The sequence below is a fragment of the Streptomyces sp. NPDC126510 genome (assembly GCF_040302345.1).
GTDB lineage: Bacteria > Actinomycetota > Actinomycetes > Streptomycetales > Streptomycetaceae > Streptomyces.
This window is the reverse complement of sequence record NZ_JBEORR010000005.1, coordinates 311,041-323,482: the sequence shown is the minus strand read 5'-3', so window position 1 is coordinate 323,482 and position 12,442 is coordinate 311,041. Positions and strand designations below refer to the sequence as shown.

Sequence of the window (12,442 nt, the reverse complement as noted above, 5' to 3'; positions counted from 1 at the left end):
CGCGGGCGCGAACAACCACAACCGTCCGGCACCCGCGCGCCAACGAGAACCCCCGAACTCTTAGGCGCCCCCGAGCCCCAGCTACGCGTCCCGCCGCACTTCGACCACCCGGAACCGGTTGGCCACGAACGCCCCGTCACACAGCGCCGCACTGGCAGCGGGGTTGCCCCCCGACCCGTGGAAGTCGGAGAACGCGGCGGTCTGGTTCACGTACACCCCGCCCGTGAGGTTCAGCGACAGCTGCGCCGCCTCTTCCAGGCAGACCTCCTGCACGTCCTGCTCGACGTCCGGGTCGGTCGTGTACGCCCCGACGGTCATCGCGCCCTTCTCCCGCACGGTCCGCCGCAGCAGCTCCACCGCATCGGACGCGGAGTCGACCGCGACGGCGAAGGACACCGGCCCGAAGCACTCGCTCATGTACGCGGCCTCGTCGTCCGGCTTGGCCCCGTCCAGCTTGACGATCACCGGCGTACGGACGACGGCGCCCGGGAAGTCCGGGTTGGTGATCTCACGGGAGGCCAGGGCGACCTCGCCCAGCCCCGAAGCGGCCTCCAGGCGGCCCTTCACGTCCGGGTTGACGATCGCGCCGAGCAGCGCGTTCGCCCGGGCGTCGTCGCCCAGCAGCCCGTCCACGGACCGGGCGAGATCCGCGACGACCTCGTCGTAGGACTTGGGGCCCTGGTCGGTGGAGATGCCCTCGCGGGGGACGAGGAGGTTCTGCGGGGTCGTGCACATCTGGCCGCTGTACAGGGACAGCGAGAAGGCCAGGTTGGAGAGCATGCCCTTGTAGTCGGACGTGGAGTGGACGACGACGGTGTTGACGCCGGCCTTCTCCGTGTAGACCTGCGCCTGGCGGGCGTTGGCCTCCAGCCAGTCGCCGAACTCGGTCGAGCCCGTGTAGTCGATGATGCGGATCTCGGGGCGCAGCGCGAGCGTCTTGGCGATGCCCTCGCCGGGCCGTTCGGCGGCCAGCGCGACCAGGTTCGGGTCGAAGCCGGCCTCGGCGAGCACCTCGCGGGCGACCTGCACGGTGAGCGCGAGCGGCAGCACCGCGCGTGGGTGCGGCTTGACCAGGACCGCGTTGCCCGTGGCGAGGGAGGCGAACAGGCCCGGGTAGCCGTTCCACGTCGGGAAGGTGTTGCAGCCGATCATGAGGGCGATGCCGCGCGGGACCGGCGTGAACTGCTTGGCCATCGCCAGCGGGTCGCGCTTGCCCTGCGGCTTGGTCCACTCGGCGTTGTCGGGCGTGCGCACCTGCTCGACGTACGCGTACGCCACCGCCTCCAGGCCGCGGTCCTGCGCGTGCGGGCCGCCCGCCTGGAACGCCATCATGAACGCCTGGCCGGAGGTGTGCATGACCGCGTGGGCGAACTCGTGCGTCCGGTCGCTGATGCGCTTGAGGATCTCCAGGCAGACCACCGCGCGCTGCTCCGCGCCCGCGTCCCGCCAGGCCCGCTGACCGGCCTTCATGGCGGGCAGCAGCACGTCGAGGTCCGCGTGCGGGTACGTCACGCCCAGGTCGACGCCGTACGGGGACGTCTCGCCGCCCACCCAGTCGTCCGTGCCCGGCTGGCCGAGGTCGAGGCGGGAGCCGAGCAGGGCGTCGAAGGCGGCCTTGCCCGCCGCCGCGTCCAGGCTGCCGTTCTCCCCGTAGGCCTTGGGGTGCTCGGGGTGCGGGGACCAGTAGGCGCGTGTGCGGATCGCTTCCAGCGCCTGGTCGAGGGTGGACCGGTGCCGGGCGATCAGCTCGTGCGCCGAGAGTGCGGCGGTCATGGGTGACCAACTCCTCGTCTCAAGAACTCCTCGTCGAGTTCATGACCTGGGCAGAAACCTGGGCAGGAACACTCGGACAGAGCTAGAGTAACCGAACGATCGGTCGGTTCAAGGGGGTCCGCCGCATCTGTGGAAAACCCCGTGCGGGAGGATCGCGCACATGACAGCACTGGACCTCAGCAGCCCCGTGGCCGTCGTCGGCACCGGCACCATGGGCCAGGGAATCGCCCAGGTCGCGCTGGTCGCGGGCCATCCCGTACGGCTGTACGACACCGTTCCCGGGCGGGCCCGGGAGGCGGCCGACGCCATCGGTGCCCGTCTGGACCGGCTCGTCGAGAAGGAGCGGCTCACCGGCGCCGACCGGGACGCCGCCCGGGCCCGGCTGCTGCCCGCCGAGGATCTCCCCGAGCTCGCCGACTGCGCCCTGGTCGTCGAGGCCGTCCTGGAGCGGCTGGACGTCAAACAGGACCTGTTCCGCGCGCTGGAGGGCATCGTCGACGACGACTGCCTGCTCGCCACCAACACCTCGTCGCTGTCCGTCACCGCCATCGGCGGCGCCCTGCGCGCTCCCGGCCGGTTCGTCGGCCTGCATTTCTTCAACCCCGCGCCGCTGCTGCCGCTGGTCGAGGTCGTCTCCGGCTTCGCCACCGACGTCACCTACGCCACGCGCGCGTACGAGACCGCCCGCGCCTGGGGCAAGACGCCCGTGGCCTGCGCTGACACCCCCGGCTTCATCGTCAACCGGATCGCCCGGCCCTTCTACGCCGAGGCCTTCGCGGTGTACGAGGCGCAGGGCACCGACCCCGCCACCATCGACGCCGTGCTGCGCGAGTCGGGGGGCTTCCGGATGGGCGCGTTCGAGCTGACCGACCTGATCGGCCAGGACGTCAACGAGTCGGTCACGCGGTCGGTCTGGGAGTCCTTCTTCCAGGACGTGCGCTTCACGCCGTCCCTCGCCCAGCGGCGCCTGGTCGAGTCGGGCCGGCTCGGCCGCAAGACCGGGCACGGCTGGTACGACCACGGCGAGGACGCCGAGCGCCCCGAACCGGACACCGCCGACAAGCGGCAGCCGCCCGCGTACGTCGTCGCCGAGGGCGATCTGGGCCCGGCCGCCGAGCTGCTCCCGCTGATCCGCGAGGCGGGCATCCCGGTCCGTGACGAGGACGAGGACAGCGGCAGTCGCCTGGTGCTGCCGAGCGGCGGGCAGCTCGCCCTGGCCGACGGGCAGACCTCCGTGGAGTTCCGCGACGTCGTCTACTTCGACCTCGCCCTCGACTACCGCAAGGCCACCCGGATCGCCCTGTCCGCCTCCCAGGACACCTCCCCGCAGACCCTCGCCGAGGCCATCGGTCTCTTCCAGGCGCTCGGCAAGCAGGTCAGTGTCATCGGCGACGTCCCGGGCATGATCGTCGCCCGCACGGTGGCGCGGATCATCGACCTGGCGCACGACGCCGTCGCCAAGGGCGTCGCCACCGAGGAGGACGTCGACACCGCGATGCGGCTCGGCGTCAACTACCCGCTCGGTCCCTTCGAGTGGAGCCGCCGGCTCGGCCGCTCCTGGGCCTACGCGCTCCTGGACGACCTCCACCTGCGCGACCCCTCGGGGCGCTATGCGCCCTCCCTGGCGCTGTACCGCCACGCGCACGCCTCCGACAAGCGGGAGGGCACCGCCTCATGACCACCGCCAAGCGCGACACCTACACCCCGGACACCCTGCTGTCCGTCGCCGTCCGGGTGTTCAACGAGCGGGGCTACGACGGCACCTCCATGGAGCACCTCTCCAAGGCGGCCGGCATCTCCAAGTCGTCGATCTACCACCACGTGACCGGCAAGGAGGAGCTGCTGAGCCGGGCCGTGAACCGGGCCCTGGACGGGCTCTTCGGGATCCTCGACGAGGAGCACGCGCGTGTTGGACGCGCCTCGGACCGTCTGGAGTACGTCGTCCGGCGCATGGTCGAGGTGCTGATCACCGAGCTGCCCTACGTGACCCTGCTGCTGCGGGTGCGCGGCAACACCGACACCGAGCGGTGGGCCCTGGAGCGGCGCCGCGACTTCGACCACCGGGTCGCCGATCTGCTCAAGGCGGCCGCCGCGGACGGGGACGTGCGCGCCGACATAGACGTCCGGCTGGTGACCCGGCTGGTCTTCGGCATGATCAACTCGATCGTCGAGTGGTACCGGCCGGACGGGCGCGGCATGAGCGAGCGCGAGGTGGCCGACGCGGTGGTGCAGCTGGCCTTCGGGGGTCTGCGCAAGGCCGGGTGACGGCGCCCTCCGCGTGAGTACCCGCGCACGGGCGGGCTGAGTAGGCGTGACGATGTCCCGGCCATCGCGCGGTGATGGGGTGGGGCGCATGCTCGGACATGACGCACCGCCCACCTGCGCCGCCCACCGGACCTGGTGGCGGGCACCGCTCGCGGCCACCCTGCTCGGCCTGCCGCTCCTCGTACTGGAGTACCGCTGGTTCGCCGCCCAGGACGGCCCCGGCGCCTTCTCGGGCGTGCTGTTCTGGGCGGCCGGCCTTCTCGCTTTGGCCTGGGTGCTGCCGCACCGCCGGTCCCTGCGCGGACTGCGGATCGCGGCCGCCGGCACCGGGCTCGGCTGCGCGCTGCTCCCGGTGACGTTCGCGGTCCTGCTCGGCGTCGCGATGGCCGCGAGCTGACGGGCGCGGCCCGGCCGGTCAGCCCTGCGGCTCCAGGTCCTGCTCCTCGAACACCAAGAGGGTGCGGGTGCTGAGCACCTGCGGGATGGCCTGGAGGCGGGTCAGCACCAGCTCGCGCAGGGCCCGGTTGTCGGAGACGTGGACCAGCAGCAGTACGTCGAAGTCGCCGCCCACCAAAGCGATGTGGGAGGCGCCGGGCAGTTGTCTGAGCTCCTCGCGCACCGTGCGCCAGGAGTTCTGGACGATCTTCAGCGTGATGTAGGCGGACGTGCCCTGACCTGCCCGCTGGTGGTCGACCCGGGCGCCGAAGCCACGGATGACACCGTCCTCGACGAGCCGGTTGATACGGGCGTAGGCGTTCGCCCGGGAGACGTGGACGCGCTCGGCGACCGACCGTATCGAGGCGCGGCCGTCCGCCTGGAGCATGCGCAGGATGTCCTGATCTATGGCGTCCAGGGGCCGTGCCGGCGGCTGCACGCCGCTGTCGCCCTGCCCTTCGGCCATTTGTTCAGATGCCACCTGCGCCGACCTCCCCGCCATGGACGTACTGCGTCCATCTCAGGCTGTGGAGAACCGTTTGTCCACAGCCTGGGGCCACCCATAGCCAAATTGTGCCGTCGACCGAACAATCGGTAGGTGAGGCGGGTCACAGCCGACGCGCCTCTTCGAGCCGCTCCCACGAGGAGGTGCCGTCATGACGGTCATGGAGCAGCGGGGCGCGTACCAGCCCACCCCGCCGCCCGCCTGGCAGCCCCGGACGGATCCCGCGCCGCTGCTGCCCGACGCCGAGCCGTACCGCGTCCTCGGCACCGAGGCGGCCGCGAAGGCCGACCCCGAGCTGCTGAGGACGCTGTACGCGCAGCTGGTGAAGGGCCGTCGCTACAACGCACAGGCCACCGCCCTCACCAAGCAGGGCCGTCTCGCGGTCTACCCCTCCACCACCGGCCAGGAGGCCTGCGAGGTCGCCGCCGCCATGGTCCTTCAGGAGCGCGACTGGCTCTTCCCGAGCTACCGCGACACCCTCGCCGTGGTGGCCCGGGGAGTGGACCCCGTCGAGGCGCTCACCCTGCTGCGCGGCGACTGGCACACCGGCTACGACCCCTACGAGCACCGGGTCGCCCCCTTGTGCACCCCGCTCGCCACCCAGCTGCCGCACGCCGTCGGCCTCGCGCACGCCGCCCGCCTCAAGGGCGACGACGTGGTCGCGCTGGCCATGGTCGGCGACGGCGGCACCAGCGAGGGCGACTTCCACGAGGCGCTGAACTTCGCCGCCGTCTGGCAGGCCCCGGTCGTCTTCTTCGTGCAGAACAACGGCTTCGCGATCTCCGTCCCGCTCGCCAAGCAGACCGCGGCCCCGTCGCTGGCCCACAAGGCCGTCGGCTACGGCATGCCCGGCCGCCTGGTCGACGGCAACGACGCCGCGGCCGTGCACGAGGTGCTCTCCGACGCCGTACGCCACGCCCGCGCGGGTGGCGGCCCCACCCTCGTCGAGGCGATCACCTACCGCGTCGACGCCCACACCAACGCCGACGACGCGACCCGCTACCGCGGCGACGCCGAGGTCGAGACGTGGCGCGAGCACGACCCGATCCGGCTGCTGGAGCGCGAGCTGACCGGGCGCGGCCTGCTCGACGAGGCCGGCATCGAGGCCGCCCGCCAGGACGCCGAGACCATGGCCGCGGCCCTGCGCGAGCACATGAACCAGGACCCGGTCCTCGACCCGATGGACCTGTTCGACCACGTCTACGCCGAGCCCACCGGGCAACTGCGCGAGCAGCGCGACCAGCTGCGGGCCGAGCTGGAGGCCGAGGCCGACACCGCTCCGGAGGGGGGCACGCACCGATGACCACCGTCGCCGTCAAGCCGGCCACCATGGCGCAGGCCCTCACGCGCGCGCTGCGCGACGCCATGGCCGCCGACCCCGCCGTGCACGTCATGGGCGAGGACGTCGGCACCCTCGGCGGCGTCTTCCGCGTCACCGACGGACTCGCGAAGGAGTTCGGCGAGGACCGCTGCACGGACACCCCGCTCGCCGAGGCCGGCATCCTCGGCACCGCGGTCGGCATGGCCATGTACGGGCTCCGGCCGGTCGTGGAGATGCAGTTCGACGCGTTCGCCTACCCGGCGTTCGAGCAGCTCATCTCGCACGTGGCCCGGATGCGCAACCGCACCCGCGGCAGGATGCCCCTGCCGATCACCATCCGCGTCCCCTACGGCGGCGGCATCGGCGGCGTCGAGCACCACAGCGACTCCTCCGAGGCGTACTACATGGCGACTCCGGGGCTCCATGTCGTCACGCCCGCCACGGTCGCCGACGCCTACGGGCTGCTGCGCGCCGCCATCGCCTCCGACGACCCGGTCGTCTTCCTGGAGCCGAAGCGGCTGTACTGGTCGAAGGACTCCTGGAACCCCGAGGAGCCGGCACCCGTCGAGCCGATCGGCCGCGCCGTGGTGCGGCGCCCGGGCCGCAGCGCCACGCTCATCACCTACGGCCCGTCCGTACCGGTCTGCATGGAGGCCGCCGAGGCGGCCTCGGCCGAGGGCTGGGACCTCGAAGTCGTCGACCTGCGCTCCCTGGTGCCGTTCGACGACGAGACGGTGTGCGCCTCGGTGCGGCGGACGGGACGCGCGGTCGTCGTCCACGAGTCGGGTTCCTTCGGGGGCCCGGGCGGGGAGATCGCGGCCCGGGTCACGGAGCGCTGCTTCCACCACCTGGAGGCTCCGGTGCTGCGCGTGGCCGGGTTCGACATCCCGTATCCGCCGCCGATGCTGGAACGCCACCACCTGCCCGGAGTGGACCGGATCCTGGACGCCGTGGGGCGTCTGCAGTGGGAGGCCGAGAGCTGATGGCACAGGTCCTCGAGTTCAAGCTGCCCGACCTCGGTGAGGGGCTCACCGAGGCGGAGATCGTGCGCTGGCTGGTCGAGGTCGGCGACGTCGTCGCGATCGACCAGCCGGTCGTCGAGGTCGAGACGGCCAAGGCGATGGTCGAGGTGCCCTGCCCCTACGGCGGTGTCGTCACGGCCCGCTTCGGCGAGGAGGGCACGGAACTGCCCGTGGGGGCTCCGCTGATCACCGTGGCGGTGGGGGAGCGGCCCGCTTCCGGCGACGGTGACACCGGCTCCGGGGGCTCGGGCAACGTCCTGGTCGGCTACGGCACCTCCGAGGCGCCCGCGCGGCGCCGCCGGGTGCGGCAGGAGCGGCCGGTGTCGGGCGCGTCCGCGACCGCCGGGCAGGCCGGTGCCGCAGGGCACGCCGGGCAGACCCGGGCCGCAGGGCCGTTGAACGGGCGGGCGGACGCCGCCGCGTCCCCGGCCGGCGCGCAGGTGCGGGCCGGCGGCCCCGGGACGACCGTGAACGGCCAGGCCGACGGCCCCGGCCGGGACGACGGTCCGGTCCCCGTGATCTCCCCCCTGGTGCGCCGACTGGCCCGGCAGAACGGCCTGGACCTGCGGGAACTGACCGGGTCCGGCCCCGACGGGCTGATCCTGCGGGCGGACGTGGAGTGCGCCCTGCGGGTGGCCGGGCAGGGCGTCACGGCACCGTCGGCGCAGCCGCACCCGCAGGTGCCGCAGGCAGTGGTGCCCCAACCCGCGGTGGTTTCGTCGGCGACAGCGGCACCGGGCGAGATCCGCACCCCGCTCAAGGGCATCCGGGGCGCTGTCGCCGACAAGCTGGCGCGCAGTCGCCGCGAGATCCCCGACGCCACCTGCTGGGTGGACGCGGACGCCACGGAGCTCATGCGGGCGCGCGCCGCGATGAACGCGGCCGGCGGGCCGAAGATCTCCCTCCTGGCCCTGCTGGCCCGGATCTGCACCGCGGCCCTCGCCCGCTTCCCCGAGCTCAACTCCACGGTGGACGCGGAGGCCAGGGAGGTCGTCCGGTTCGACCATGTGCACCTGGGGTTCGCGGCGCAGACCGACCGGGGCCTGGTCGTCCCGGTCGTACGGGACGCGCACGCTCGCGACGCCGAGTCGCTGACCGCCGAGTTCGCCCGGCTGACCGAGGCGGGCCGGACGGGGAGGCTGACGCCGGGCGAACTCACCGGAGGGACCTTCACGCTGAACAACTACGGCGTCTTCGGCGTCGACGGCTCCACCCCGATCATCAACCACCCCGAGGCCGCCATGCTCGGCGTCGGCCGCATCGTCCCCAAGCCGTGGGTGCACGAGGGCGAGCTGGCGGTGCGGCAGGTCGTCCAGCTCTCGCTCACCTTCGACCACCGGGTGTGCGACGGGGGCGTGGCAGGCGGCTTCCTGCGGTACGTCGCGGACTGCGTGGAACAGCCGGCGGTGCTGCTGCGGACGCTGTGATTCCTGTTCCTCGTACGAGCCGGTGTTCGTGATCGCGTCGCTTCCCCCGCGTTCCGTGTGATCGCGGGGGCACGCATACTCGGGGGGTGACCGCCTACGAGCCCCCCGGTGAACCCGGCGCCGCAACCGCCCCCGCGCGGGGGGCGGACCCCGCCGGATACGACGCCGTCGTGCTCGCCGGCGGTGCCGCCCGGCGCCTGGGAGGCACGGACAAACCCGGCGTGCGGGTGGGCGGACGGCCCCTGCTCGACCGGGTGCTCGCGGCCTGCGCCACCGCTCGCACCACCGTCGTCGTCGCCGCGCCCCGGCCGACCGCACGGCCCGTGACCTGGGCCCGCGAGGACCCGCCCGGCGGCGGACCGCTCGCCGCGCTCGACGCCGGGCTCCGCCACACCACGGCCGAGTACGTCGCCGTGCTCTCCGCCGACCTGCCGTTCCTTCAGGAGCCGACCGTGGGCCGTCTGCTGAGCGCGCTGCGGGCGAGCGGTTGCGACGGTGTGCTGCTGACCGACTCCACCGGCCGTGACCAGCCGCTCGTGGCGGCCTACCGCGCGCCGCGGCTGCGCGAGGAGCTCGCCCTCCTCACCGACCGGCACGGCACTCTCGCCGGTCTCCCCCTGCGGCGCCTCACCGCCGAGTTGAACCTCACCCGCGTCTTGGACCCCGTCGCGTCCTTCGACTGCGACACCTGGGACGACATCGCCACCGCCAGGGCACGTATCAGGGAGCATGGGCACGTGTTGGATGAATGGATTTCCGCCGTCAAGGACGAACTGGGGATCGACCTCGATGTCGACACCCGCGGCCTGCTCGACCTCGCCCGCGACGCCGCCCACGGGGTGGCCCGGCCCGCGGCGCCGCTGACCACCTTCCTCGTCGGCTACGCGGCCGCGCAGGCGGGCGGAGGGCCCGAGGCGGTCGCCGAGGCAGCCCGCAAAGCCGCGGCTCTAGCGGGCCGCTGGGCGCAGGAGAGCACCTCCGAGGCCGAGCCCTCCGCCGACGGCTCGCAGCAGCCACAGGGCGACGTGGCCGCGGACGGCTCGCAGCCCCCTCAGGGCGACGTGGCCCCCGACGCCACGCCCGACACCCGCCCGGACGCCGGATGACCCCGCACGGCGCCCGTGCCGGTGAGGACGCCGAGGACCTCGACGTCGAGGAGGTGCTCGCCCTCGTGAGGAACAGCAACGGCCCCCAGCTGCCCGACCCCGCAGCGCCGGGCGAGACGGACGGCGCCCACACCTCCCACCAGCCGGACCCCGCCGCCCGGCCCGACACCCGCCACCGCGCCACCCCCTGGCCCGAGGCCCGGGCCCTGGCCGAACGCGCCGGCCGCGACGCCGCCCGGGCCGCCCGCCGAGCCCCCGTCTCCGCGCCCCTCGACACCGCCCTCGGCCTGACCCTCGCCGCCCCGCTGGACGCCCTCACCGACCTCCCCTCCTTCGACACCTCCGCGATGGACGGCTGGGCGGTGTGCGGCCCCGCCCCCTGGCACGTACGGGACGAGGGCGTCCTCGCCGGGCATGCCGGGCCCGGGTCCCTCACCGACGGCGAGGCCGTCGGGATCGCCACCGGCGCCCGCATCCCCCCGGACACCACCGCGGTCCTGCGCAGCGAGCACGGCCGCACCGACGACAAGGGCCGCCTGTACGCGACGAGGGACGTCGTCCCCGGTCAGGACATCCGCCCGCGTGGCCAGGAGTGCCGTACCGGCGACCAGCTCCTCGCCGTCGGCACGCTGGTCACCCCGGCCGTCCTCGGGCTCGCGGCGGCGGCCGGATACGACAGCGTCACCGCCGTTCCCCGCGCCCGAGCCGAAGTCCTGGTCCTCGGTGACGAGTTGCTCACCCAGGGCCTGCCGCACGACGGCCTGATCCGGGACGCGCTCGGCCCGATGCTGCCGCCCTGGCTGCGGGCGCTCGGCGCCGAGGTCACCGCAGTCCGGCGCATCCGTGACGACGCCGACGCCCTGCACGAGGCCGTCACCGCCTCCGGCGCCGACGTCGTCCTCACCACCGGCGGCACCGCGGCGGGCCCCGTCGACCACGTGCATCCCACGCTGCGCCGGATCGGCGCCGAACTCCTCGTGGACGGCGTCAAGGTGCGCCCGGGCCACCCCATGCTGCTGGCCCGCATCACGCAGACCCAGCACCTCGTGGGCCTCCCGGGCAACCCGCTCGCCGCCGTCTCCGCCTTGCTGACGCTCGCCGAGCCCCTGCTGCGAACCCTCGCGGCGCGCCCGGCCCCCGAGCCGTACACGATGCCGCTCCGGGACGCCGTGCACGGGCACCCGCACGACACCCGGCTCGTCCCGGTCGTCCTGCGCGGCGACGAGGCCGTGCCGCTGCACTACAACGGCCCCGCCATGCTGCGCGGCATCGCGGCGGCCGACGCGCTGGCCGTGGTCCCGCCGGGCGGCGCACGTCCGGGACAGGACGCGGAACTGCTCGACCTGCCCTGGGCGTCCGGTGGAATCGGGGTGTGTTTCACGTGAAACTTCCGGGCCAGGACGCGATCGCCCGCCAGGCCGACGAACATCTGGTTACCTATCGGGTGAAACTCCCGAGGAAAGTGGTGGAGCACCCGATCCGCCAGGTCGCCAAGCGGCTCTCCATGGCGCTGTTCGTCCTCGTCCTGACCGCGCTGATCGTGTACGCCGACCGCGACGGCTACAACGACAACGCGGGCGGCGGCATCAGCCTCCTCGACGCGTTCTACTACGCGACCGTCACGCTCTCGACCACCGGCTACGGTGACATCACCCCGGCGAGCGAGAGCGCCCGGCTCACCAACATCCTCGTCATCACGCCCCTGCGGGTGCTGTTCCTGATCATCCTGGTCGGCACCACCCTCGAAGCCCTCACCGAACGCACCCGGGAGGAATGGCGACTGACCCGCTGGAGGTCCACGTTGCGCGATCACACCGTCGTCATCGGCTTTGGCACGAAGGGCAGGTCGGCGATCCGGACCGTCTGCGCGACGGGTCTGAGGAAGGAGCAGGTCGTCGTGGTCGACCCCAGTTCCAAGGTGATCGACGCCGCGACCGCCGAGGGCTACGCGGGCATCGTCGGGGACGCGACCCGCAGCGAGGTGCTGAAGCAGGCCGAAGTGCACAAGGCGCGCCAGATCATCATCGCGACCCAGCGCGACGACACCGCGGTCCTCGTGGCGCTGACGGCACGGCAGCTCAACCGCGGGGCGAAGATCGTGGCCACCGTGCGGGAAGAGGAGAACGCCCCGCTGCTCAAGCAGTCGGGCGCCGACGCGGTCGTCACCAGCGCCAGTGCCGCCGGCCGGCTGCTCGGCCTGTCGGTGCTCAGCCCCTCCGCCGGCATGGTGATGGAGGACCTCATCCAGCAGGGCAGCGGGCTCGACATCGTGGAACGGCCGGTGGTGAAGGCCGAGGTGGGCAAGACGCCACGGGAGGTCGCCGACCTGGTGGTGAGCGTCATACGCGGTCACCGGGTCCTCGGCTACGACGATCCGTCCGTCGGACGGCTGGAGTTGACCGACCGCCTCATCACGATCGTGCGGAAGACCCCGGCCACCCAGGTCGCGCCGGACATCCGCCCGATGCCCCCGATGCCCCGCAACACCTGACACACCTGACGGGCAGAGCGGCCGGCGAGCGCCGCCTCCGCCCGGTGCACGACGGCCGGCTGCCCCGCGTCCGCCCGGTATACGACGGCTGGCCGGC

The 12,442-nt window shown here is 73.3% G+C and carries 11 protein-coding genes; 9 read left to right on the top strand and 2 right to left on the bottom strand.

Translation table 11 applies throughout. The annotated features are described in order from the left end of the window. Positions 1–81: 81 nt before the first annotated feature. Entirely contained in the window at positions 82–1,773 is a 1,692-nt protein-coding gene (paaN, locus tag ABTX60_RS09200; RefSeq protein ID WP_352096437.1) for a phenylacetic acid degradation protein PaaN, read from the bottom strand. 160 nt (positions 1,774–1,933) lie between these two features. Here paaN and ABTX60_RS09195 point away from each other — a divergent pair, with 160 nt between their 5' ends. From ABTX60_RS09195 to ABTX60_RS09185, 3 genes are all read left to right on the top strand, one after another. Continuing rightward, the gene (locus ABTX60_RS09195) at positions 1,934–3,451 is read left to right on the top strand and encodes a 3-hydroxyacyl-CoA dehydrogenase (RefSeq protein WP_352096436.1); all 1,518 of its coding nucleotides are present in this window, start codon (positions 1,934–1,936) and stop codon (positions 3,449–3,451) included. Further along, the gene (locus ABTX60_RS09190) at positions 3,448–4,038 is read left to right on the top strand and encodes a TetR/AcrR family transcriptional regulator (RefSeq protein ID WP_352096435.1); all 591 of its coding nucleotides are present in this window, start codon (positions 3,448–3,450) and stop codon (positions 4,036–4,038) included. Before ABTX60_RS09195 ends, ABTX60_RS09190 begins: the two co-directional genes overlap by 4 nt. A gap of 88 nt (positions 4,039–4,126) precedes the next feature. Next, positions 4,127–4,435, top strand: coding sequence for a hypothetical protein (locus tag ABTX60_RS09185; protein WP_352096434.1), 309 nt, complete (start codon positions 4,127–4,129; stop codon positions 4,433–4,435). Between the two features lie 18 nt (positions 4,436–4,453). Here ABTX60_RS09185 and ABTX60_RS09180 read toward each other — a convergent pair whose 3' ends face one another. Continuing rightward, positions 4,454–4,939, bottom strand: a complete 486-nt coding sequence (locus ABTX60_RS09180) for an Lrp/AsnC family transcriptional regulator (RefSeq protein WP_352096480.1) — start codon at positions 4,937–4,939, stop codon at positions 4,454–4,456. 190 nt (positions 4,940–5,129) lie between these two features. Here ABTX60_RS09180 and pdhA point away from each other — a divergent pair, with 190 nt between their 5' ends. From pdhA to ABTX60_RS09150, 6 genes are all read left to right on the top strand, one after another. Continuing rightward, on the top strand, positions 5,130–6,281 hold the full coding sequence (gene pdhA, locus ABTX60_RS09175) for a pyruvate dehydrogenase (acetyl-transferring) E1 component subunit alpha (protein WP_352096433.1): 1,152 nt from the start codon (positions 5,130–5,132) through the stop codon (positions 6,279–6,281). Further along, on the top strand, positions 6,278–7,282 hold the full coding sequence (locus ABTX60_RS09170) for an alpha-ketoacid dehydrogenase subunit beta (protein ID WP_352096432.1): 1,005 nt from the start codon (positions 6,278–6,280) through the stop codon (positions 7,280–7,282). The genes pdhA and ABTX60_RS09170 overlap by 4 nt, the downstream gene beginning before the upstream one ends. Then, positions 7,282–8,748 (top strand): dihydrolipoamide acetyltransferase family protein, encoded by a 1,467-nt coding sequence (locus ABTX60_RS09165; RefSeq protein ID WP_352096431.1) that lies wholly within the window; start codon positions 7,282–7,284, stop codon positions 8,746–8,748. Before ABTX60_RS09170 ends, ABTX60_RS09165 begins: the two co-directional genes overlap by 1 nt. 86 nt (positions 8,749–8,834) lie before the next feature. Continuing rightward, complete coding sequence (locus ABTX60_RS09160; protein ID WP_352096430.1) at positions 8,835–9,854, top strand: NTP transferase domain-containing protein; 1,020 nt, start codon at positions 8,835–8,837, stop codon at positions 9,852–9,854. Beyond that, the gene (locus ABTX60_RS09155; protein WP_352096429.1) at positions 9,851–11,239 is read left to right on the top strand and encodes a molybdopterin molybdotransferase MoeA; all 1,389 of its coding nucleotides are present in this window, start codon (positions 9,851–9,853) and stop codon (positions 11,237–11,239) included. Before ABTX60_RS09160 ends, ABTX60_RS09155 begins: the two co-directional genes overlap by 4 nt. After that, the gene (locus ABTX60_RS09150) at positions 11,236–12,345 is read left to right on the top strand and encodes a potassium channel family protein (protein ID WP_352096428.1); all 1,110 of its coding nucleotides are present in this window, start codon (positions 11,236–11,238) and stop codon (positions 12,343–12,345) included. The genes ABTX60_RS09155 and ABTX60_RS09150 overlap by 4 nt, the downstream gene beginning before the upstream one ends. Positions 12,346–12,442 lie beyond the last annotated feature (97 nt).